Source organism: Desulfosporosinus acididurans (assembly GCF_001029285.1).
In the GTDB taxonomy this organism is placed as follows: domain Bacteria; phylum Bacillota; class Desulfitobacteriia; order Desulfitobacteriales; family Desulfitobacteriaceae; genus Desulfosporosinus; species Desulfosporosinus acididurans.
Window position 1 is genome coordinate 28489 of the sequence record NZ_LDZY01000002.1, and the last position, 23720, is coordinate 52208.

General features: G+C 42.6%; 21 protein-coding genes. 18 read left to right on the plus strand and 3 right to left on the minus strand.

Annotation, left to right across the window (positions count from 1 at the left end; all coding sequences use genetic code 11):
• Window positions 1-63: 63 nt before the first annotated feature.
• The 4 genes from DEAC_RS02190 to cbiM are packed head-to-tail and all read left to right on the plus strand — an operon-like array spanning window position 64 to window position 3136.
• Window positions 64-276 (plus strand): CooT family nickel-binding protein, encoded by a 213-nt coding sequence (locus DEAC_RS02190; protein ID WP_047808415.1) that lies wholly within the window; start codon window positions 64-66, stop codon window positions 274-276.
• Between the two features lie 48 nt (window positions 277-324).
• On the plus strand, window positions 325-1260 hold the full coding sequence (gene cbiQ, locus DEAC_RS02195; RefSeq protein WP_053006258.1) for a cobalt ECF transporter T component CbiQ: 936 nt from the start codon (window positions 325-327) through the stop codon (window positions 1258-1260).
• Between the two features lie 17 nt (window positions 1261-1277).
• Window positions 1278-2060: an energy-coupling factor ABC transporter ATP-binding protein gene (locus tag DEAC_RS02200; RefSeq protein ID WP_242847057.1), complete on the plus strand. Its 783-nt coding sequence runs from the start codon at window positions 1278-1280 to the stop codon at window positions 2058-2060.
• Between the two features lie 50 nt (window positions 2061-2110).
• Window positions 2111-3136, plus strand: coding sequence for a cobalt transporter CbiM (cbiM, locus tag DEAC_RS02205; RefSeq protein WP_047808417.1), 1026 nt, complete (start codon window positions 2111-2113; stop codon window positions 3134-3136).
• Window positions 3137-3261: 125 nt separating this feature from the next.
• On the opposite strand, the gene DEAC_RS02210 is transcribed toward cbiM, so the two are convergent.
• Window positions 3262-3447 (minus strand): ferredoxin, encoded by a 186-nt coding sequence (locus tag DEAC_RS02210; RefSeq protein WP_047808418.1) that lies wholly within the window; start codon window positions 3445-3447, stop codon window positions 3262-3264.
• A 251-nt stretch (window positions 3448-3698) separates the two neighbouring features.
• Between DEAC_RS02210 and DEAC_RS02215 the strand changes: the two genes are divergently transcribed.
• The 4 genes from DEAC_RS02215 (at window position 3699) to DEAC_RS02230 (ending at window position 6499) form a co-directional block, all read left to right on the plus strand.
• Window positions 3699-4274, plus strand: a complete 576-nt coding sequence (locus DEAC_RS02215; RefSeq protein WP_047808419.1) for a class I SAM-dependent methyltransferase — start codon at window positions 3699-3701, stop codon at window positions 4272-4274.
• A 317-nt stretch (window positions 4275-4591) separates the two neighbouring features.
• Entirely contained in the window at window positions 4592-5296 is a 705-nt protein-coding gene (locus DEAC_RS02220; RefSeq protein ID WP_047808420.1) for a GntR family transcriptional regulator, read from the plus strand.
• A 98-nt stretch (window positions 5297-5394) separates the two neighbouring features.
• A complete protein-coding gene (locus DEAC_RS02225; RefSeq protein ID WP_047808421.1) occupies window positions 5395-5961 on the plus strand; it encodes a chromate transporter in 567 nt (188 codons plus the stop codon).
• Window positions 5945-6499, plus strand: coding sequence for a chromate transporter (locus DEAC_RS02230; protein ID WP_047808422.1), 555 nt, complete (start codon window positions 5945-5947; stop codon window positions 6497-6499). The genes DEAC_RS02225 and DEAC_RS02230 overlap by 17 nt, the downstream gene beginning before the upstream one ends.
• Before the next feature lie 185 nt (window positions 6500-6684).
• Here the strand turns inward: DEAC_RS02230 and DEAC_RS02235 are convergent, their stop codons facing one another.
• Complete coding sequence (locus DEAC_RS02235; protein ID WP_047808423.1) at window positions 6685-7350, minus strand: uracil-DNA glycosylase; 666 nt, start codon at window positions 7348-7350, stop codon at window positions 6685-6687.
• A gap of 198 nt (window positions 7351-7548) precedes the next feature.
• Between DEAC_RS02235 and DEAC_RS02240 the strand changes: the two genes are divergently transcribed.
• The 10 genes from DEAC_RS02240 to DEAC_RS02285 all read left to right on the plus strand — a co-directional run bounded on the left by DEAC_RS02240 (window position 7549) and on the right by DEAC_RS02285 (window position 21979).
• Window positions 7549-8895, plus strand: a complete 1347-nt coding sequence (locus tag DEAC_RS02240; RefSeq protein WP_083995837.1) for an exonuclease SbcCD subunit D — start codon at window positions 7549-7551, stop codon at window positions 8893-8895.
• Window positions 8892-12506, plus strand: a complete 3615-nt coding sequence (locus DEAC_RS02245) for an SbcC/MukB-like Walker B domain-containing protein (protein WP_047808424.1) — start codon at window positions 8892-8894, stop codon at window positions 12504-12506. Before DEAC_RS02240 ends, DEAC_RS02245 begins: the two co-directional genes overlap by 4 nt.
• 327 nt (window positions 12507-12833) lie before the next feature.
• On the plus strand, window positions 12834-13610 hold the full coding sequence (locus DEAC_RS02250) for an IclR family transcriptional regulator (RefSeq protein ID WP_047808425.1): 777 nt from the start codon (window positions 12834-12836) through the stop codon (window positions 13608-13610).
• Window positions 13611-13832: 222 nt separating this feature from the next.
• The gene (locus tag DEAC_RS02255; RefSeq protein ID WP_047808426.1) at window positions 13833-15083 is read left to right on the plus strand and encodes a (Fe-S)-binding protein; all 1251 of its coding nucleotides are present in this window, start codon (window positions 13833-13835) and stop codon (window positions 15081-15083) included.
• A gap of 86 nt (window positions 15084-15169) precedes the next feature.
• The gene (locus DEAC_RS02260) at window positions 15170-16474 is read left to right on the plus strand and encodes an FAD-binding oxidoreductase (protein WP_047808427.1); all 1305 of its coding nucleotides are present in this window, start codon (window positions 15170-15172) and stop codon (window positions 16472-16474) included.
• A gap of 18 nt (window positions 16475-16492) precedes the next feature.
• Window positions 16493-17869 (plus strand): FAD-binding oxidoreductase, encoded by a 1377-nt coding sequence (locus DEAC_RS02265; RefSeq protein ID WP_047808428.1) that lies wholly within the window; start codon window positions 16493-16495, stop codon window positions 17867-17869.
• Between the two features lie 594 nt (window positions 17870-18463).
• On the plus strand, window positions 18464-19357 hold the full coding sequence (locus tag DEAC_RS02270; RefSeq protein WP_047808429.1) for an HpcH/HpaI aldolase/citrate lyase family protein: 894 nt from the start codon (window positions 18464-18466) through the stop codon (window positions 19355-19357).
• 248 nt (window positions 19358-19605) lie between these two features.
• Window positions 19606-20835 carry an NAD(P)-dependent malic enzyme gene (locus DEAC_RS02275; protein ID WP_047808430.1) on the plus strand — a complete coding sequence of 410 codons (1230 nt, stop codon included), beginning with the start codon at window positions 19606-19608 and terminating at the stop codon, window positions 20833-20835.
• A 218-nt stretch (window positions 20836-21053) separates the two neighbouring features.
• Window positions 21054-21557 carry a DinB family protein gene (locus DEAC_RS02280; RefSeq protein WP_047808431.1) on the plus strand — a complete coding sequence of 168 codons (504 nt, stop codon included), beginning with the start codon at window positions 21054-21056 and terminating at the stop codon, window positions 21555-21557.
• Between the two features lie 104 nt (window positions 21558-21661).
• A complete protein-coding gene (locus tag DEAC_RS02285; RefSeq protein WP_047808432.1) occupies window positions 21662-21979 on the plus strand; it encodes a nitrous oxide-stimulated promoter family protein in 318 nt (105 codons plus the stop codon).
• Here the strand turns inward: DEAC_RS02285 and DEAC_RS02290 are convergent.
• Window positions 21971-23182, minus strand: a complete 1212-nt coding sequence (locus tag DEAC_RS02290) for an MDR family MFS transporter (protein ID WP_083995839.1) — start codon at window positions 23180-23182, stop codon at window positions 21971-21973. The genes DEAC_RS02285 and DEAC_RS02290 overlap by 9 nt on opposite strands.
• Window positions 23183-23720: the final 538 nt, after the last annotated feature.

Consider the following 23720-nt stretch of genomic DNA (forward strand, 5'->3'; position numbering starts at 1 on the left):
ATGGAGGTCTGACCCACATAGGGTTCTCCATGGTCTTTTTTATTTAAAGAGGAGGGTAATACAATGTGCGAAGCTAATGCGTACTTTAACAGTAATGGTCAAGAGGTCTTGTTTATGGAAGCGGTTGATGTTATTGAACCTTATGAAGATGGCTTAAAGTTAGTGGATATATTCGGGCGACAAAAGTTTGTTAAGGCTAGGATTAAAGACATGACGCTGCTTAATCACCGAATCGTCTTGGAAGAGACTGCCGGGTTTAAGCATGATTCGGAATAAGGAAAAGGAGAGAAAGCTCAGCGACATTAGCGAAGGGGGCTAACCTAAATGGAATTGCCTAACTGGTTAAGCGAAGCAAGTCCTGCGTTATGTCGCTGCGGTTGCGGTGGCAGACGGAAAGGAAATTTTATTGAGAAAACACTGCGGGACATAATCAAGATTATCCAAGAAGCGGTTTTTTCTGAGGAAATTGCCCTGCGGCCAGGATTTCTGCAGAGATTGGACGCGCGAATCAAAGTGATCTCCCTGATATACCTTTTAATTATTGTTAACTTATGTGCGCACCTTTCTCTATTATGGGGCTTTTACTTAGTTTTGCTGGCTATAGCGGTGTCATCTAAACTCCCCCTGCGTCAAGTGGTGGCTAGGGTATGGCTGGTTATACCATTGTTTACAGGGATTATGGTACTGCCTTCAATCTTTAACTGGGTGCGTCCCGGCGACCCGCTATGGGTTATCGCTGACTTCCATCACTCTCTTCACTTGGGGTATTTATCGTTTCCTTCGGTTTTGGCAGTTACCAGCCAAGGATTGTGGGGAGGGATAATGCTGATTAGCAGGGTGGGAATCTCTGTTTCTTTAGCAGTGGTCCTTACGCTGAGCACCCGTTGGATGGACTTTTTGCGTGCCTTACGTACCTTTTTTGTTCCTAAAATTTTTATTATGACCCTTGAGATGACCTATCGTTATATTTTTGTTTTGGTTAGCGCCATGGAAGAAATGTTTCTTGCTCGAAAGGCCCGTGATGCTGGTCAATCGGCTCCTAAAGAAGAGCGGCGATTCGTAGCTTCAGCAGTGGGAGGATTGTTTGGCAAGTCGCTGCAAATGAGTGAAGAAGTTTATTGGGCCATGACTGCACGTGGTTATTCCGGAGAAATACGCCTCCTAAAAGGTTCTAGCCTGTGTTGGTCAGATGTCTTAGTTTTGTCATTGGTTGTCTTAGCAGGACTTATTTTGATTGCTGCCAACAAAGTCATGGGCTGATGAAAGGAGATCTCTGTTTGGACGAAATTTTTGATATTCTTAATGTATCTTACTCATATCTGCCCGGCTATCCCGTGCTTTCTGGGATTTCTTTAAGTATTAAAAAAGGTGAGGGTTTAGTAATTTTGGGAGCCAATGGGAGTGGTAAATCCACCTTGCTTAAAATGCTTTGTGGCCTTATCCATCCTGAGGAAGGTAAAATTTTGGCTTTTGGGAAGGAGCTGACCGAAGATGCCTTGCGTGATCCTAAGTTTCTGCAAGATTTCAGACAAAAGGTAGGTTTTGTATTTCAAAACTCGGACGCTCAGCTCTTTTCAGCTACTGTGCGGGACGAACTGGCTTTTGCTCCCTTGCAGGCGGGGTTACCCAAAGAAACAGTACAAAAAAGAGTTACAGACATTGCTCAATTGGTTGGCATTGGTAATCTCTTAGACCGGGCCCCTTATAAACTAAGTGGAGGTGAAAAGAAAAAGGTTGCTCTGGCCTGTGTTCTCACGGTTAATCCGGAGGTATTATTTCTGGATGAACCGACGAATGGTCTTGACCCTCGTACCCAATTCTGGCTGGTTGAGTTCCTGCAGGCGCTGCAAACAGCAGGCAAGACGGTCATTATGGCAACCCATGATCTATCTATTGTTGAAGAATTAGCCCAGCGAGTCATTATTTTCCGGGAGAATCACACAATTGCTGCGGATGGTGCACCGCTTCAAGTGCTCACGAATCGTCAATTATTGCTGGAGGTAAACTTGATCCATGAACGGTCTCATTTTCATTTGGGTGGCAGTCGGCAGCATGGTTAATGTTGAGAGAAAGGAACACCTCACTTAATCGTGGAAGGAGGAATTTTTTTATGCACATTCCGGACGGATATTTAAGTCCACAAACCGATGCCCTTTTAGGTATCGCCAGTGTGATTGCTGCGGCAGGGGCAGCTTATAAAACGGCTCATACTCTGCGTGCCAAATATATTCCCATGCTTTCGATCGGAGCGGCTTTCTCGTTCACAATTATGATGTTTAATGTTCCCATTCCTGATGGGACAACGGCCCATGCAGTCGGAGGGAGTCTCTTGGCGATTCTGCTTGGCCCTTGGGCTGCAATGATCAGTATTTCAATTGCTTTAATTATTCAGGCCCTCTTTTTCGGAGACGGCGGGATATTGGCCCTAGGGGCCAATATCATGAATATGGCTGTCGTACTGCCCTTTGTCAGCTATGGTATTTACCGGCTTGTTGCAGGAAAAAGCGGTGTTTCATCGAAGCGCCATTGGATTGGAGCAGCCATAGCGGGGTATGTCGGTCTATCAGCTGCAGCTCTTTGTGCCGGCATTGAATTTGGTTTACAGCCCTTACTTTTTCATACTGCCAATGGCACTCCGCTGTATAGTCCTTATGGCTTGAACATTGCTGTACCAGCTATGCTTTTTGCTCATTTAACGATCGCAGGCCCGGTTGAGGGATTGGTTAGCGCCTTGGTTGTTACCTACTTACAACGTACCAATCCGGTAATGCTCCAACTAAAGTCGAATACAGAAAAATCGGTTGGCAGTTTCCGGTATAGAACATTGATTATCGGTTTACTAGTTCTGGCAGTACTCTCCCCTTTAGGATTATTGGCTTCTGGGACTGCTTTTGGTGAATGGGGCGGTGAAGAATTGCAAGCCAAGTTTGGTTTTATTCCCAGCGGTTTGCAAAAATTGGGGGATTTCTGGCACCATGCTTTTCTCAAAGACTATGGTATTTCAGGCTACGACCACACCTTTTGGCAACAGGCTCTTGGTTATCTTATTTCGGCGTTTTTCGGCTTGTTGGTCATTGGCATGATCGCTTTAATCGTTCAGCGTTTCCTGGGCAGGTCTCAGGGACGGACAAGTTAGTCGATCCAGCGTTCTGCAATGCGGTTGCTTACGGGTTTGAAGGATGGATGTTCGTACATAGATTTTCGGTAAGTAATTTTCGCTATAATTAAAGCCTCCGGCAAATAAAACCGGAGGCTTTAACATTATTCTAAAGTAATTGCTTCCACAGGACAGCTGTTCACAGCGTCTTTGGCTAATTTTTCAATTTCTTGGGGAACAGGATTCAAATAGGCTTCGGCAATCCCGAAACTGTTCATCCTGAAAACCTGTGGGCAAATTGACTCGCAGGAAGCGCATCCAATGCAATCAGAATTCACAGAAGCATACATCAACGTTGCCTCCTTTCAGTAGTTTTATCGGACTAACTTCTAATTTTACATAAGAATAACTTGGGAGTCCCTTCATAGTCAACAATAGATTTTAGCTTAAAGCGGTAAAAGTTAAGGTTGATTTTTGTTTTTACCTGGACGGGTAAGAGGTTTTGGAGCAAAGTTGAACTCGCTGAGGAAAATGGTTATAATCAATCCAATATTCCCATATTTCAATAATGGGCTATTTTTAAGACTAAGGAGAAAAAGCTATGGCGCATAAATTTAATCCAGGAAATAAAAGAAAGCTCGATGACCAGTGGCGTCGACAGAATCTCCCTCCAAAACCTACATTAGAAAAACTAGGTCTTAATTCCGACGATACTCTTGCTGATGTAGGGTGTGGGATAGGGTATTTTACTATCCCAGCGGCCGAAGTGATCAAATCACCCAATAAAGTATTTGCTTTAGACACTTCAGAAGAAATGTTGGCCGAGGTAGAAAAAAGAGCTGATGATGCCGGTATATCAAATATCGTCTTAATTAAGACCGAAGAATATGGCTTAAAGCTTCCTGATCAAGCTGTAAGTTTTGTCCTCTTAGTCAATGTACTCCACGAAATTGACAACCAAGAAGGATTTCTCGGCGAAGTGTATCGTATATTAAAAACTGATGGTAAAATAGCCCTGATTGATTGGGAAAAGAAGGCAACGGAAATGGGTCCTCCCTTAGATCATCGAATAAGCAGTCAAGATGCTCAAGGTTTGCTGCAAACAGCAAGTTTTGAGCTCTTAAAAGAAATGTCATTCGCTGAAACATTTTATGGTTTAGTAGCTATTAAGAAGTGAACTTATTTAGCAAATGCTGAATATCGAGCTTCGGTGATGAAAGTGTCCTGTGGACACTTTCGCCGAAAGCCCTAGCTCATAACAAATTCTATCGCGCTGAAGAGGATGGACTCTGCCCCCGCCGAAGAGAGAACGAGATACCCCTGCTTTATCTTAGAAGTTGGAGCCTTGCGGTTGGACAAAAGTCTTATACCGTAAAGGATAGAGCCAATATTTTTGGTATACGGTATACCACTTTTCTCTTGCCTTTTGTTGTCTGATAGACTAATATTGAATTTAGCAGAAGATTTGAAGATTTATTCTAAGGGGATAACGCAATGGACTATCGATTTCCACCCATTAAATTTAATGATCTGGGCAATATCCGTGATTCAGTGTTTTTCATTCTGAGGAATGCTATCCTTGAGAAGAAACTAGAACCAGGAGAGAGACTTGTGGAGCGGAACATTGCTGAACAACTGGGAGTTAGCAGAACTCCTGTGCGCGAAGCAATCCGCAAGCTTGAATTAGAAAAGTTAGTCACTCATATTCCACGGAAAGGAGTTGTAGTTTCCGAATTTACGAAAGCCGATATTATTGAAATTTTCCTTATCAGAGCCTCTTTAGAAGCGCTGATGGGCAGTATCGCAGCGACAAAAATCAAACCCAAAGAGGTAGAACGCTTAGCTATGCTTGCCCAGCAGATTTCCGATGAACAAAGGAAGGGAAACATTCAAAAATCGAATCAATTAAATGATACTTTCCATGAAATTGTCTATCGAGCAGCAGAGAGTCCGAGATTATACAACTTATTTAGTACGTTTAAAGAATATATAACAAAATTTACCCAAGTCGCCTACTCTAAACCGGGTCGTCCGGAAGAAGTGTGGCAGGAGCACAATGAAATTATAGAAGCATTACGTGATCATGACAGTTCGAGAGCCGAAATTGCGGCAAAGCGTCATGTGCAAAATTCCAATAAGGCTTTTCTCGAGATGGCCTTTAAGGAAGATCATGAATCTATAAAGACAAATTCCTTTTAAATTATTTTGGTATACCGTATACCGAAATATTGAAATAAAAACAGGGTATGCTTGTACAAGCAATTCTAAGGAAAAATTCATAAGTCAGGAGAGATAGTATGGGAATATATTTAGAGATGTTTATTACCTTCTTTAAAATAGGCTGTCTGGCTTTTGGCGGGGGCTATGCTGTCATTGCCATATTACAAAAAGAAGTAGTTGAATTAAAACAATGGGTTACCAATGATGAATTGACTGATATCATGGCTATTTCACAAACTTTGCCTGGGATTATTTTCGTCAATTCAGCGACGATGATTGGCTATCGAAAGAAAGGTCTCCTGGGAGCAACTGTTGCTACAATCACGTCCTGCCTGCCAACGTTCTTGCTGATCCTGCTTCTGACTTTCGTAATTTGGGGATTTACCGATAATCCTATTGTTCATAAGGCTTTTATAGGAATTCTTCTGGGTGTTACTGCTTTAATTCTCAATTCTGTTAAGAAAACCTGGAAAACAGCGGTTAAACATTATTCCGATGTTATCTTAGCACTTCTCTCAGCTGCCTTAATGCTTTTTACGAATATTAACGTTGTTATTGTTCTTTTACTTCTTGCGGCACTGGGCTTTGCCAAGAATATTTACTTTTTAAAGAAGGAGGAAAAGCAACATGTCAACGCTCATTGATTTGTTTCTCGTATTTCTAAAAATTGGGGCTATTAGCTTCGGCGGCGGCTACGCCATGATTCCTTTCTTTGAAACAGAAATGGTGTCTCATAATTGGGTATCATTAGCTGATTATGTAAAAGTTATTGCCATTGCTCAGGTCGTACCGGGACCTTTTGCCGTAGATTCATCGTCCTATATCGGATTTAAAGTTGCTGGAATTGTCGGTGCCATAGTTGCCACCATAGCTCTCTGTATTCCTTCCTTTGTTGCTTCCGTAATTATTACTAAATTTTATACCCAGTTTAAAGCGAATAGATACGTAAATGCTCTTTTGATGGGAGTTAGACCTGCCGTTCTCGGTCTCCTTCTCAGTGCGGCCTACATTATTGGACTTAAGCCTTTATATCAAACTACTCATACTTTCATGTCTTTAACAATGCTCAAAGCCTTTATCATGGCTGTAGCTGGATATTTTGTACTCAACCAGAAAAAAGTTAAAATTGGTACCTTCACATTTATAGCTGCGACAGCAGTGGTTGGTATTTTGTTATTCTAAGTTTCTAAAAGTATTTATCAAATCGTAGGATCCCCTCTTCTACAAGGAAGGGCTATCCTTGCTTCACCTTTAAACTGAACGAGTTCACTTCATTAAAAAACGTACGAAGCAATCTTCGTACGTTTTTTGTAAGTATCTGATAACACTGTGTCAGCTATTTCTGTCTAAGAAAATGCTCAAGGGGATCAATCAATTTGCCAGTCAATCGGTTCTCTGCCTTGAGAGACCAGGAATTTATTAGCTCGCGAAAAGGGCCTGCTGCCGAAAAAGCCTTTGCTTGCTGATAAAGGGCTGGGATGAGCAGATTCGATGATTGAATGGCAGGGATTCGTTATTAGTCTTTTCTTGGAACGGGCATTGTTACCCCAGAGGATAAAAACCACAGGGTCTGTCTTTTCGTTAACTAAGGAAATAATACGGTCAGTGAATATCTCCCACCCTTTATTTTGATGAGAATTAGGTTTTCCTCCTTCTACGGTAAGCGCCGTATTAAGAAGCAGAACTCCCTGTTCTGCCCACTTTTTTAGTGAGCCATGATGAGGCATGGCGCATCCGAGGTCTGTTTGGAGCTCGCTAAAGATGTTTTGCAGAGATTTGGGTAGAGGGACCCCAACATTTACGGAAAAGCTAAGCCCCATGCCTTGTCCGATATTGGGATAAGGGTCCTGCCCTAAAATCACGACCTTAGTGTTTTTATAAGAGGTGTAGACTAAAGCGTTAAATACGTCCTCCTTTTTAGGAAATATTTGTTTCGTTCGATATTCGTTTTTAACCCATTCCAGTAACTTAAGATAGTAATCTTTTTGTATCTCATCCTTTAAGAGTCGTTTCCAATCTGCTTGAACTGCCATAATGCTGCCCCTTTCCTTTTCACTTATACTTATTCTCACAAACATGTGTCGGAAAATCAAACTAAATTATTGCAGTAAATTGCCGGCAGAGTATTGGAAAAATATTTATAAATCTTTTAGGCAGCCTTTTGTCTGGGACATGATTTATAATAAGAATTGAACCTAAGAAGTTAAATATTAAAGGGGTGGATTCCATCCATGAGAATTTTGCATACCTCAGATTGGCATCTTGGACGAATGCTTGAAGGACGCAGCAGAATCGAGGAACAAATAAAGTTTATTGATGAACTTTGCCAAATTGTTGAAGACGAGAGAGTTGATCTTGTCCTAATTGCAGGAGATATTTTTGATACAGTGAACCCTCCGGCAATTGCCGAAGAACTGTTTTATGATGCCTTAAATCGTTTAACGTCAGGTGGAAGGCGAGGGGTCGTCGCAATTGCCGGTAATCACGACAATCCGGAACGGCTTTGCGCGTCGAGTCCTTTGGCGGCGCGGCAGGGGATTACTTTATATGGTTTTCCCAAAGATGTTTTACAGCCGAGTTTTTCGGGGTATTCTAATGATAGAAAAGTAGTACGAAAGGCAGCGGGTCAAGGATGGGTAGAGTTACATCTCCCTGGGTGCTCGGACCCTGTAATCTTAGCCCTCCTTCCCTATCCTTCGGAATCACGGCTCAATGAGGTTTTAAATTCCAGCCTTGACGAGGAAACCCTTAGGCAAGATTATTCAAAACGTGTCCAAGAATTATTAGCTTTGTTCAGTAAACCTTTTCGATCTGATACTGTGAACTTGGCTATGAGTCATCTTTTTGTACGTGGAGGGATGCAATCAGAATCTGAGCGTCCTATTCAACTTGGCAGCGCACCGACCGTAGAAGCAGAGGCAATGCCTGGATGTGCCCAATATGTGGCTTTAGGTCATTTACATCGGGCTCAAGTTGTCAAAGGGGCACCGGTTCCGACGCGATATTCCGGGTCACCTTTGGCTTATAGCTTTTCTGAAACTGGGTATGCCAAATCTGTTATTTTAATTGAAGGGTTTCCGGGGCAGCCTGTGGCAACTCGGGAGATTTTCCTCAGTTCTGGTTACCCTCTCGTAAAATGGAAAGTCAAAGAGGGTTTAGCTCAGGTACAGCGGTGGATTGATGACGGGAAAGATGAGCAAGCATGGATCGATTTAGAGGTTCATGTAACGAATGTCCTTAATCCTCAGGATATTCACAGCTTGCGACGTCAGAGAGAACGTCTTATTAATATTCGGCCGATTTTTCCGGAAATGGAGCAGATAACCTTAGAGGCCAGATCCAAGTTGCCTCTTGATGAACTTTTTCGCAGATTCTATCAGGATAAAACAGGTGGAGCTGAGCCGGATCAAGAGTTAGTCTCATTATTTTTAACATTGATTGATGCCGATAAGAACGAAGATAAAGGGGGCTGTTCTCAAGGTCAGAACATCGAGGAACCGGTGGAATATGAGATTCCTTTACGAGGAGGCAGTACACTGAAAGCGATGACCGACCGGGAGGGGGCCGAAACTGCATGAGACCGATCTGTTTAAGGATTGCCGGTTTAAATAGCTTTCGTGAGGTTCAGGAGATCAATTTTACCAAACTTTGTGAGACAGGCGTATTCGGAATTTTTGGGTCAACAGGGAGCGGAAAATCTACAATTCTTGATGCTATGACTCTAGCCCTATATGGTACTGTGGAAAGGGCCGCCAATAATACCCAAGGGATACTTAATCAAGGGGAAGATAAACTCACGGTGGAATATACCTTTTGTTTAGCAGCGGGAAATCGAAGGATCACATACCGGGCAGAGCGCGCTTATCGACGTTCAGGAGACCGTACTGTTAAAGCCTCAACATGTCGGTTTGTAGAAATCCAAGGGGATACGGAATTGGTTCTGGCCTCTAAAGCCGATGAGATGACTAAAAAAGTTGAGGAAGTGTTAGGTCTGACGGTTGAAGATTTTACCCGGGCAGTCGTTTTGCCTCAAGGGAAATTTGCTGAATTTTTAACGATAAAGCCGAAGGACCGACGTTTAATGTTGGAACGATTGTTTTCCCTTGAAGCGTATGGGCGAAATCTTACGGCCCGTCTTTCGGAACAAGCTGATAGTGCCCGCTTCCATCTAAATGGTGTCGAGCAGCGGCTTCAAGGCCTGGGAGATGCCTCAGCTGAACAGGTTTCTATGGCCGAAAAGGAGTTTGAAACCGCGAGAATTGCCTCGGAGCAATCCCTTGGGTATTTAGAGCGTATCAAGCAAGAGTTTGAACAGGCCAAAGAACTGTGGGGGTTGCAAGAACAATTACATCAGGTTCAAGAAAGGGAATTCCGGCGTTCAGCTGTTAAACCTGAGATGGACAAGCTTTCAGAAAAGCTTGCTTTGGCAGAACGGGCGGAGAAATTACGGCCTATTTTAGAGGATCTACGCCTGGCAGAAAAAAGGCTGCGGGAAGCCCAGGAAGACGAAGAAACAGCAAGAAAAAAACTTGCACAAGCAAGAGCGAAAAAAGAACAGGCTGAGCAGCTTTGGCTGGAGATCAATCATCAGCGATTGGAGAAAGAACCATCCTTTCTTCGCCAATTAGAACAACTAGAACAGGCGAAACGTCTGGAAACAGAGATTCAAAATCGCAGTTTGAAGTTATCTCAGACAAGGCAGCAGTATAGCGATCTTGATCGAAAGCGTAAAGGATTGGAACAAGCATTTCGAGAGACCTTGGAAAAGAAAAGGGCCTTTGAAAAGCGGTTACAAGAGGGAAGGAGCAAGCTGAGTCAAATCACGGTCGACCCTGCCCAGCGGGCAAAAGTCAATGCTTCAGTTCAAGCCTTAGAAGCTTATGAAATTGTCTCTAAACAAGTGAGTGATTTAGAGAGAGACTTTGAAGAAAGTACAACGGAAATTAAGTCTGTAAAAACCCAGGAAGTTAATTTGGCTCGGGAAGTTAAAACGGCTCGGGAAGTCGTTACAAGACTAAAAGAAACTTTGGCGATGAGGGCCGAACACCCTCCCATACGAGAAGAGATGCTGAGCAGGCAAGCTCAGGACCTGGAACGCAGCCGCCATGGCATTATCAATGTCGGACGGGCTGAAGCGGAGAAACAAGAAGCCGAAGGACGTTTAAAAGAGATCTCTTTGGAGTGTCAAAGAGCCGGTGCTGATTTAAATGGGTATGCTCAGGAACAAAAACTGTTATGCGCAGAAATTAACCGCCTAAAAGAATCTGTGGAGGCTAAAAAGGCCTATGTTAAAGAACTCGAGCAGAAGTATCGGTCTAAAATACTTGCTGAGTCCTTACTGGAAGGAGACCCTTGCCCCGTTTGCGGTTCCCTGCATCATCCTTCCCCGGCTCTTAGAGTTCAGGATGGGATTATAGAAGAGGCCAATAAGGATCTTGAGGAAATCGGTAAACAGTTGCAAGATCTCGAGAAACTTGAGGCCGAGAAGGCGACAAGACTTGCAGTAGCACGAGCTCAGTTGGCTGCCAAACAAGACCTAGAAAAAAATCAGTCTCAGCTTTTAGCAGATAAACTAACCGAGGTGAAAAATTATCGTGAGGGGCTCCCATTAGCTGATAAAAACCTGACTGTAGAAGAATTAAACCGATTGTTACAGAAACAAGAAGAGAATTTAGAGGTTCAGCGTCAGTGTTTGAAGGATTGGAATCAAGAACAAGAGCAGCTTATGCATCAGTTAGAGAGTGCTCAGCATAATCTGGACGGGATTGAAGAAGCATGGCATAAGCTTCAGGCTAAAAGTGCTGCGGTTACAGGTATGGGTTCGGAGATTCAAAATAGGCTCAATCAGATTTTACAAGAACAGTCTAAGCGGCAAAAAGATTTAGAGAATTTGCGAGGACATATCCTCACATCCGAGATCCGGTTATTACAGGACCAATATTCTCGTTGGGATCAAGTAACCAGAAATTTAAGCCAAGAGTTAACACAAGTCGAAACAGAACTGGGAAAAATAAATGCAGACCAGGAAAAACTTCTCGGTGAAAAGACAGCTTGTGAGCTTGATCTGCAGAATCTTAGGACCTTAGGAAGTGAAGCTTCTCGAACCTTGGAAGAGCTAAAACTTCAGTGTGAAGCTATAACTGGAGGAAAACCTGCACAAGAGCGGTTAGAGAAGGTAAAGGAGGAGTTAGCTCAAGTTGTTACTGCTGAAGAACGACTTAAGAAGGACTATGAACAAGGGAAAGAAGTTTGGCTGCAATCAGAACAAGCTTTTGCAGTAAACGGAAAGTCCTTGGAGCTAGCCCATGAGGCTGCGGAGTTAATCCAACTCAAATTAAAGCAGGCTCTTATAGCGTCGCAATTTTCATCGGTTGAAGCAGTCCAAAGTGCTCTTTGTGAACTCTCAGACAGAAGGAACATGGAACAAAGAGTTTCAGAGTTTCAGCAGGAGGGATTGCTTCTCGAACAAAAACGAGAAGATCTTGAAAAGCGTCTTCGGGGGCGAAGTCTTCAATCTGAGGAATGGTTAGCTTGGCCGATAGTGTTAAAAGAGGCGGAAAAAGTGTATACGGAAGCCGTTGAAAAGCGCGGTGCCAGTCTGCAAAGACTAAATAAGCTCAAAGAAGAACATGAAGAATGGCTGCGCTTGGAAGGTGAACGTCAAGCTTTGACTCATCGTCTCAATTTACTTAAAAGCCTGCAGAATGTATTCAAAGGAAATGGCTTTATTGAGTTCCTCGCTCAGGAGCAACTGGCAAATGTCTCGCGTGATGCTTCGGAACGCTTGAAACAACTGACCAATCAGCGCTACGCTCTGGAAGTTGATACTGAGGGAGGGTTTGTAATGAGGGACGATGCCAATGGGGGAGTACGCCGCCCGGTAAGCAGCCTTTCTGGCGGGGAAACTTTTCTTACAGCTCTAGCCCTGGCCTTAGCCTTATCTACTCAGATTCAACTGCGCGGAGAATCTCCCTTGGAATTCTTCTTTTTGGACGAAGGCTTTGGAACCCTTGATCCCCATTTGCTGGAAACGGTAATGAATACTCTGGAAAAACTGCGTTTTCAAAATATAGCTATTGGGATTATCAGCCATGTACCGGAATTGAGGAATCGACTGGCGAGGCGTTTGCTTGTTTCGCCTGCTGAGGCCGGCGGAGTCGGGAGTAAAGTCAAATTAGAGATAGAGTGAGAGAATTGATTTTTCATTATCCAGTATTTAATGCTTGACTATAATTTAAAGAAGTCATACTATTCAAAGTAAGGAGATATTTTGAAACAGGGTTTCTCAGTAATTCGAAGTTGTTTCAAGATGTAGTCATAATTGTAAATCTTTATCTAATCATAAGAATCCAATTACACGACTCCCGCAGTTGCAAGTGGGAGTCGTACCCCGTATTATTTACGGTGGGGCTAGGTACGAAAGTATGTTGGTTCTTTGAAAATGTAATGTTTCGGAACCGAGAAATCACATCCCCTAATGGGTGATAGGAAAAGGTGTTCAGAAGGAGGACCTATAGTGGCAGAAAAATATGTGCAAACTCTCGAACGTTCGCTGGATGTTCTGGAGGTGCTCGCTCACGCGGAAGAGCCTTTAGGGGTAACAGAAATAGGCAATCGCATTCAGTTGCATAAGAGTACAGTTCATCGTATTTTACAGACATTATGTTACCGAGGTTATGTCGAGCGAACAAAAGGGAACGAACATTATCAATTAGGAATTAAAATTGTAGAACTGGGAATTCGCTTCTTTAACGATCTTGAGATTCGTAAAGTTGCAGGACCTGTTCTCAATGATTTAGCAAAATTATTGAATGAGGTTGTTCATTTAGTACTGCCTGACGATGGTGAGATCGTATATATTGACAAAGCTGAAAGTTCTCATGTAGTAAGTATGCATTCCAAGGTAGGGCGAAGAGCACCTATGCATTGTACGGCTGTAGGTAAGGCTATTCTTTCTACACTTCCCGAGGAGGAGGTTCGGCACATCTTAGAGGTCAAAGGTATGACTCGTTATACGCCGAATACAATCGTTGATCCGGAAGTTTTATTTAAAGAGCTGCAATCGATTAAGGAAAGTAAAATTTCCGTCGAGAAGGAAGAAAATGAGATCGGAATCATTTGTTTGGGAACACCTGTTTTTGATTATTCGGGACGAGCCATTGGAGCAATCAGCGTTTCAGGTCCTGCCAGCAGAATTCAGGAAAAGGGTATCGAGCGAATTGGGCAGGAAATGAAAAAAGCCGGCGAAGAAGTTTCCACAAAATTGGGATTTAACTATTTCCAAAAACTATAACGACTTTTCTGATTTGACCACATTTAAGCGAACTTTTCAGAAATTTACTCTTGACGATTTTATACCTCAGGTAGATAATAGAGTCATAAAATTATGAAACATGGTTTCATTTGTAAAAACACATGGTTAAGTCCTAGATAATTCTTAAGAGTAAAGGGTGTTGCAAGTATCAGTCTATCCGTCATATGGTCTGATAATCTGGCAGAGAAGGGGGAAATATTAGTGGGGGTTTTGACAGAAGTATACGAAATGTTAAACACGTGTAATAAGTGTGGTGGCTGCCATACAGCCTGTAAGACCTATAAGTTGACTGGCCAGGAAACAATGGTTGCACGCGGAAGAATCCAGCTCATCAAAGCTGTTGCCGATGGGAAATTGGAACCTAATCAAGAGTATGAAGATGCTATCATGAGCTGTTTGTTGTGCGGTGAATGTGCAGTAGCTTGTGCAAACGGTGTGCGAGGTAATGAGCTTGTTATGGCAGCGCGGCGAGACTTGAAATTAAGAAAAGGAATTAAACCATTTGCTAAGTCTTTTGCTTTAAAAACATTAGCAAGCCCGAAAAGGTTGGGAATGGGATTCAGTCTTTTCGGAGGAATGGGCAAAAGTGTTCTTAATAAAATCGATGGAATGGACTATTTCCGCGGTATTGATATTCGCAACTTTCCAACAGCAAAAAAACCATTTTTGGAGCAGGTTCCAGAGAGGATTACGGTGCAGCATCCGAAACACAAAGTCGGATTTTATGTGGGCTGTTTTCTAAATTACTCTTTAGATCAAACTGCTCATTCTGTTGTTAAAGTGTTAACGAAAAATGACTGTGATGTTATTATTCCTAAAGATCAAGTGTGCTGCGGCCTGCCGCAGTACGCCTATGGCGACTTTGAAACAGCGAAAAAGAATGCCCGCAAAACTATTGATACGTTTTTAGATAAATATAAGGATGCTGAAGTTGTTCTTTCAGCTTGTGCTTCTTGCGCTTCAATGCTCAAGCACGACTATCTAAAGCTCTTTGCCGATGAACCATCATATCTTCCGAAAGTTGAATTATTTTGTGAAAAAGTGGTTGAGTTTTCAGAATATATGGCGAAAATTGGTGTCGATCAAAGTCAGCTTTATAATTCAAGCCCCGTCAGAGTTACCTATCATGATCCTTGCCACATGATCCGGGGTCTTAAGGTGACAAAACAGCCTCGTCAATTGCTGCAAATGATTCCACGGGTTGAATTTAAGGAAATGTTTGAAGCAGGCCGCTGCTGCGGAGCTGCTGGTTTAATACAAGCTTTCTATCATAAGGTATCAACAAATATCACGGATCAGAAGGTACAAAACATCAAGGATACTAATGCAGATTTGGTGGCTACAAGTTGCCCTGCTTGCATGTTGCGACTTCAAGGCGGCATAAACAAAGCCGGTCAAAAACAAAAAGTTATGCATGTTGCCGATTTAATGGCCAACGCTTACAAAGACTAATTAACCAAAAGAATCACATTGACTTTGTATAATTGCGGAACATGCTGACCGCAAGTTCTAGTAAATTAGTGGAAGGGCGGGTAGTCATGAGTAACGTCAATATCAGTAAGCTGAAGGCGATTGTCGGTGATAATAATGTCATTGATTCGCCTTCCGAAATGGCAAAATACCTAAAAGGTCAAGGTAAGCCTGCAGTCGTTGTCTTACCAGGAAATACTTCAGAAGTTTCGAACATCGTTAAACTGGCAAATGAACAGAATGTAAAAATAGCAGTAGGCGGGGCAGGCGTCGGGACCAAGGGTCTTAGCGGCGGAATTGCGATGGTTATGTCCCGGATGAACCGCATTTTAGAAATGGATCATCTAAACCTTGTGGCATACGTTGAACCCGGACTTCTTCACAAAGAATTTCTGCTTAAAGTTGGGGAAGCCGGCTTAAACTTTCCTCCTGAGCCTTATGAAGTCGAAACCAGTTCTATTGGCGGCTGCTTTTCGATTGGGGATTCAGACTCGAAATCTTTCGAATATGGTCCTACCAGGACGTTTCTTTTGGGATTTGAAATGGTGCTCCCGACAGGGGAAATCCTGGAAATTGGGAATAAATGCATTAAGAACGTTTCCGGTTTAGACTTCATTCACTTCGCTGTGGGGAGCCAAGGAACGTTTGGGATTTTTACCAAACTTTTGGTGAAGCTCTTGCCTGCACAGGAAGCCAAAAGAGCAGTAATTGGCACATTTACATCAATTCATAAAGCTAATGCGACGTTCAATACGTTGATTAAGCGGAATATACAGCCGACCCGCATGAACCTCCTCAATGCCTCTCTTGCCCAAAATGCGATACCTGGAACGGAAGGGCAACTGGTAATTATTGATTTACAGGGCTTTAAAGAGTCGGGTAAAAATATTGCTAATGAAATTGCTGCAGTTCTCACCTTGGGCGGAGGCACTGATGTCAAAATCATTGAGGATGAGGTTGAATATGATCAAGTGGTCAATGGTTGGCTTAAGGTCCGTGCCGATCTCAATGGAAAACCGGAGCGAACTGTGGAGTTTCTGGTTGGCCCGGCGAAAATGCCTCAAGCCTTAACTCAGCTCGAAGCGCTTACAGGAGATTTGGGAACTTACCCCGGTGTAGTTGTCGAAGGACTTCTTGGATATGTTTGTTTGGCTCTGCCCGAGGGAACTGATAAACTTGCTTTAGCTGCTAAAGTAAATAGACTGGCAATGTCCCTGGGCGGAAATGTGAAGGGCCTCTTGGGTCACAAGCTCAAATCTGAAGCTTACAATGATGCGGAAATGTGGCAGCAAACCGTAGGCTTGCTCCAAGAACTGCGTCAACAATTTGACCCCAAAGGGATTCTTAGTCCTGGGGTAAGTCTAGAGGCTTAAGAAGAAGGAGGTCTGAATATGTTAAGCCAAACAGTTGTGAATCGCTTGAAGGAAATAGTCGGAGAAAAAAATGTAGTTACAGACAAGGTCGGCTTGTTGACCTATGGCTATGATGGCACGTTATTATCTGGTGAGGCCTTAGGAGTCGTTTCTCCGCATACAACGGAAGAAGTTGTTGAAATCGTCAAATTGATGAACGAGCATAATATTAAACTTGTGCCGCGAGGTGCCGGGACGAATGAGAGTGGCGGTACAATTCCAACTCAAGATTCTGTGGTCATCAGTTTTACTAAAATGACAAAAATTCATGAAATAGATACTGAAAACTTTGTGGCAGTTGTTGAGCCTGGAGTGATCAACTTTGACCTTCAAGTTGAACTCGAAAAGCAAAATTGTTATTTCCCTCCCGATCCGTCGTCCTATAAAGCTTCGACAATAGGCGGGAACGTTGGCGAATGTTCCGGCGGACCGAAATGTTTTAAGTACGGGGTTACACGAGATTATATTTTGGGCCTGGAAGTTGTTCTCCCCAATGGCAAAGTTATCCAAACGGGTGGACGTAATTTCCAAAGTGAGCCAGCCTATGATTTAACTCGAATTATTGTTGGCGCGGAAGGAACCTTGGGATTAGTTACTAAAGTCTTCGTCCGTATCATCCCCTTGCCCAGAGCTAAGAAAACAATGCTGGCAATTTACGACAAGGTTGAAGATGCTTCGCAAACTGTTGCTGATATAGTTGCTGCCGGTATTATTCCCACTACTTTGGAATTGATGGATAATCTGCTTATCAATACGACTGAGGATTTTAGCCATGCCGGGCTCCCTCGTGACGCCGGGGCGGTTCTCATTATTGAGGTTGACGGATATCCCGAAGATATGGATCCTCAAGTTAAGACAATCAGTGAAATTTGCAATAAAATTGCCAAAGAGTTTAAAATTGCTCAATCGGCAGCTGAAGTTGATCAAATTTGGACTTCCCGTCGCTGTGCTTTCGGATCTGTTGCTCGTGTCAGACCGTCATATGGCGTTAATGATATTACGGTTCCGAGGAGTAATTTCCCCAAAGCAATTCAGGGAGTTCTTAAAGTTGCCAAAGAGTATGGTGTCACCATCGGAGTTGTGGCTCATGCCGGTGACGGAAATCTACACCCTCTCGTTCTTTTCGATCAACGGAATAAAGAGGAAGTTGAAACCGTTCATGCTGCAGAAAAGGCACTTTGCATGATGGCTCTTGATCTTGATGGTACAGTAAGTGGAGAGCATGGAATCGGGCTCGTTAAGAAGAAGTATCTCGATTCGGAGTTTACGCCTGCTGCTATGGGAGCCTTTAGAAAGATTAAGAGAAGCTTTGACCCAAGCAATCGCTTTAACCCGGGAAAGGTCTTCGAATTATAAGGGCCTAAGGAAGGGTATTCAACAACTTAATAGGTAGTCTTAAAATAATTCGCAATTATAGAATTATGATAGAACTTTGGTGAAAGCAGGATGTTGGTCAAAAAATTCTAACGCCTGCTTTCATATTTACTACGAACATTCCAATAGTGACAGATGTTAACCTGAGAAGGGCTAATTCTTAAAAGTAAAAGAATAAAACCTTGTTTCATTCCATAAATTAATTTTATTGTAAGTCTTGGCGGGAGAGCTAATTAAATGGTTGACTAATCTGGAGATACGTACGATAATGAAATAGGAATAATAATGAAACCAAGTTTTGAGGAATGAAACGAAACCGATAACAATTAAACCAAAGACATTGCTTATTTGAAGTACTATACATAGCAAGCCCTGATGCCAGTAACGTAACTGCGGAGAAGGGAGGGTCTTCGATAAGTTTAATTGAGCACCTATTCCGGTCTGGGTTTCGAAGGTTGGTTTAAGATTCTCTCGTGCATTGCGGAGATAACCGCTGTTAATTTTCTTCGTTGATCTTTCCTGGATATCGTCTGGGAATCAATAATAAATTATATTTATTAGGGGGTATAAAACGTTATGGCTATCATGAGATCAATTCTGTATATTCCTGGTAACAACCCAAAAATGGTGGCAAAGGCTCCGGAGTTTGTTGCCGACATCATTACTCTTGACCTCGAAGATTCCGTACCACCTGCTGAAAAAGAAGCTGCCCGGAAATTAGTTGCTGAAAACCTCAAATATGCTGGCTCTAACGGAGCACAAGTATTTGTTCGTATTAACAACTGGGAGACTGAATTAACCAATGATGACCTCGAAGCTATCGTTTATGAAGGACTTGCAGGCGTAACCTTAGCTAAAACCGGATGTGCTGCAGATGTTCAACGTCTCGATTGGAAACTTGAAGAACTCGAGCGTCGTCGCGGATTAGAAGTAGGAAGCGTGAAAATCTCCATGCTTCTGGAAACTGCTAAAGGTATTATACATGCTGCAGAATGCTGCTTAGCCAGTAAACGTAATGTTAATGCTATCTTCGGTGCTGTAGACTATTGCCGCGATATGCGCGTAAAATTAACCAATGAATCCGTTGAGCAACAATATGCTCGGGCTCACATGGCTGTTGCCTGCCGCGCAGCTGGAATCGTCGCTATCGACGCTCCTTTCGTAGATTTCAAAAATATTGAAGCCTTTGAGAAAAACGTTGCCGAAGGCCGTCAAATGGGTTATGAAGGCCGTATGATTATCCACCCAGGACAAATCGAACCTTCCAACCGTATGTATGCACCAGATCCGGCTGACGTAGAATGGGCACGCGGTGTTGTGAAAGTCTTCGAAGAAGAAGGAATTGCCAAAGGCAAAGCTTCCGTTTCTTACAATAACAAAATGGTTGATACCCCGGTTTATCTCAATGCTAAAGATATCTTAGCAGCACAAGCCGAGATCGACACCAAAAACGCATCCAAAAAAGCCTAAGGTAAGTGAAGCCTGGTCACTTATTTGAGTGGCCAGGCTTTTTCTTACAAGTTATTTATTATAAATTGCATGCAACAACGACTTCGCTTTCGCTAAGGCTCGGAGAAGCCGGTTTTTCTTTATACTATCAGAAAGTATAGCCTGCGGTTGATACTTTCCTTTAGCATAAATGCAGTTAACTTGTTCCTCCTGCGCCAGTTAAGTTTTGTTATAAAAAATAATCTTATGTTGAAAGGATTGGTGTAGATATGGGCCTTCGTGAAGATGCTCTCGCTCTCCATAAAGACAATAAAGGCAAAATTGCTGTTGTAAGTAAAGTACCTGTTCGTAATGGAGAAGATTTAAGTCTCGCATATTCCCCAGGAGTTGCTGAACCCTGCTTGGAAATTGCTAAAGATCCTGCTGTGGTTAATGTTTATACAAATCGTGAAAATTTAACGGCTGTTGTATCTACGGGTTCTGCCGTTTTAGGTCTCGGAAATATTGGCGCCCGCGCTGCCATGCCGGTTATGGAAGGAAAGGGAATCCTTTTCAAAACCTTTGGTAATGTAGATGCTTTCCCAATTTGTTTAGACACCCAAGACAGTGATAAAGTAGTTGAAGCCGTAAAGCTTCTTGAGCCAACATTTGGTTCAATTAATTTGGAAGATATTAAGGCTCCTGAGTGCTTCTATATCGAAGAAAAACTCAAAGAAATTTATGACGGACCAGTTTTTCACGATGATCAACACGGAACAGCTGTCGTTACTATGGCTGGATTGATCAACGCTTTGAAAGTGGTCAAAAAAGAACTGAAAGACGTTAAGATCGTCGCTAATGGTGCTGGCGCCGCTGGTATGGCCATCGTTAAACTCTTAATGAGCATGGGACTTCAGAATGTAATTATGCTCGATACTAAGGGTACGATTTACGAAGGCCGTAAAGAAGGTATGAATAAATACAAAGAAGAGATTGCTTCTAAAACAAACCGTGAATTACTCAAGGGTAATTTAGCGGATGCCTTAAAAGGCGCTGATGTCTTTATTGGCGTATCTGGTGCAAATCTCGTCACCAAAGAAATGGTAAAATCCATGGCACCGAATCCGATCGTGTTTGCTCAAGCAAATCCTGTTCCGGAAATTTGGCCGGCTGATGCTAAAGAAGCAGGTGCTGCAGTTGTAGGAACAGGCCGTTCTGACTACCCGAACCAAGTCAATAACGTATTAGCTTTCCCGGGAATTTTCCGTGGTGCTATTGATGCCGGTGCTAAAGCGATCAATGAAGAAATGAAAGTTGCAGCGGCTTATGCTATTGCCAGCATCGTCAGTGCCGAAGAACTCAATGCTGATTATGTAATACCTAAGTCCTTTGATTTACGTGTTGGACCTGCCGTTGCTGCTGCTGTTGCTAAAGCAGCTATGGATACGGGAGTTGCAACTCACAAGGTTGATCCGGAGCAAGTTGCAGCTAACCTGCGTAAATATTACGAAAGTAAATAATTCAGACTTTGAACCATAGTGATTTCAATAATGTTAGGCTACCCTCTAATGTATCATTAAATTATGAAGAACAAGCGGGATCTGCTCAGATAGCAGATCCCGCTTTTAAAGTTTATCCAATTGTAAGCAAGCCTCCCACTTCTCCAAGTTCATTCATTGACCGAACTATGGCTAACTGATACGATGGGAAAAATTAAATAATTAGGGGAGGAACTTGCGTGTTTTCGTCAATTGCTTCATTTCTGGAAACTTGGAAAAGAGAATCAGAACTAACCCTGGAAATTTTCAAAGCTTTAACGGATGACTCACTGGATCAAAGAGTCACGAAGGAGGACCGTACTTTAGGACGATTGGCATGGCACATAGCCATAACAATCCCTGAGATGATGTCTAAGACAGGGCTGGTATTTGAAGGATTTCTGGAAGATGCTCCGGTACCAAGCTCAGTTAAAGATATAATAAACTATTATGAAAATGCAAGTGAGAGCATGAAAATGGGAATTATACATCAGTGGAATGATCAAACACTCTTAGAAGACCGTAACATGTATGGGGAGAGCTGGACAATTGCCATGATTTTAAACGTTCTTGTTAATCACCAGATCCATCACCGCGGACAAATAACCGTTTTAATGAGGCAAGCAGGTTTAAAAGTACCGGGTATTTACGGCCCTGCGCGGGAGGATTGGAGTAAATTCGGCATGGAGCCTCCGTTAATATAAAGAGAATAGAAGTTAAATTTTCCTAAAACAAGAGGTATAACATCATTAAAGAACAATAGCATTGAGTCTAAATTCAAGATGGGTTAAACAAGGAGTTAAGGATGATGTCAAAAATGCTGGATCAGGAAAAGAAAACAGTAAGAACAATGCTTAGACTATATTGTAAAGATCATCATCATACTCAAGAGGGTCTCTGTCCGGAATGTCAGGTGCTTGAGAGATATGCTATGACTCGTCTGGACCACTGCAGGTTTGGAGATCAAAAAACATCCTGCGGGAAATGCCCTGTACATTGCTATAAACCTGAGATGCGAGAAAGAATGGTTAAGATTATGCGTTATGCAGGACCTAAAATGGTGTTTTCCCATCCTCTCATGGCCTTTAGGCATTTAATTACCGGAATTAAAAAGCCGTCAAAGTGAGCTGCCGCTGCGTTCCATGAGTAAAGAACGAATATACTTACCGTAGAAAAAAAACATGACTATAGAGATCGACATGAATGTGAGAGCAAGGATCCAAACGCAGGATCCTCCCCCGTAGTCGAAAAAGACACCTCCAAGGAAAGGACCTATCATGCGCCCGCCGGCAGAAGCCCCTCCAACAATACCTTGATATACGCCGGTTTTTCCCTGAGGGGCGAGTTGAGCAGAGGCCGCAGGAACTGCCGGTAAGATTAACATTTCACCCAGTGTTAAGATGAGCATGGCGATAATATAGGATACATAGGGCAGTTTCGCCCAGATAATAATGAAACCAATCGATAAAAGTATGGCCGAAAGATAAAACTGTCGCTGAAAGGTCTGAGCATAAGTTCTAATCACCCAATTAATGAGGGGTTGTAATGTAACGATAAAAACACCATTCAGCGTCCAAAGAATGCTGTAAGAAAAGAGGGAAAAACCTAATTGATTCATGACCACCGGCAAAATAGATACAAGTTGGATGTAAGCACCCCAGACAAAGAAAATACCTCCTCCTAAAGTAAGGAGCACTTTAAAGCCACGGTCTTTATACAAACTTCCTGAGTGACGTTTCGCAGGCGTTGAGGAAATCGATTTCATCTTATGCTCTGAAATTCCAAAGGACACTAAAAGAAAGTAAATGAAAAAGGCTGAGGCATTTAAGGAAAAAGTAAGCCGGAATGATACTTGAGCAATTATCCCTCCAATTGCAGTACCGATTGCTACGCCGGCGTTGTTAGAAACATAGAGCATATTAAAGCCGCGTCGCCCGCCTTCAGGCCAGACGGCATGAATGAGCGCGTTTAAAGGGACTAAAATAAATGCTTGGGCTAAGCCAAAAAGGACAAATCCGGGCATATAAACTTTCCAGACAGGGAAAACTCCGATGGCCCCAATGGATAAAACAGCACCTATAAGTCCGATAATCATAATTTTTTTAGAACCAAAACGATCTGCTAAAAAGCCGCTTAAGAATTGTCCCAGCAGAGAGGCTGCTGACTGGAGAGCTAAGAGGCTGCCTGCCTCCGTTAGAGTACGACCTAAAATATTATGCATAAAGAGGCTATTTAACGGCCACATCAGAGAATTCCCGATGGATTGGATGAAACCTCCGATAATCAAGATCACAACGGCTTGGGGGATATCTGGACGTTTAAACTTCAAATGAAAAACCACCTTCTAAGAGCTTATATAATTACTTCGACAAACGAATAAAAAACCCTTTACTCGAAGATCTCAGGTCGGCCATCCTCAGTAAGCCGCACTTTTAGTAGGCTGTTGCATAATGAATATTCGTCCGTTATTATAAATAAAATCCTGCATATGTGGAGGATTTAAACCACTAATTATGCAGGATTTTGTTTAATAAGAAGCGTTTACGCATTTTGTAACAGCTCCTCTTTATTATTTTAAAACATATTATTTCATTAACTCTTTAATCTAGTGTAAGGCTCCTATTTTGAGTGGGAGTGGTTTTCATAACTCACTTCGGTGGGGATAGAGTCTATCCTTCAAAGTATCGAATGTTAGGGGCTAGACGCTTTTGTTATTGAAGCACCAATGTTCAGCTTTAGCTGAACGAGTTCACTTACAGAAATGTAGTTGCAAAATAATTAATTAATGAACATAAATTATAGCTGTCGTGTTGGAAATATTGAGAATAGGATATAATAAAGGAAAGATGTCCATTTTATGTAAGGGA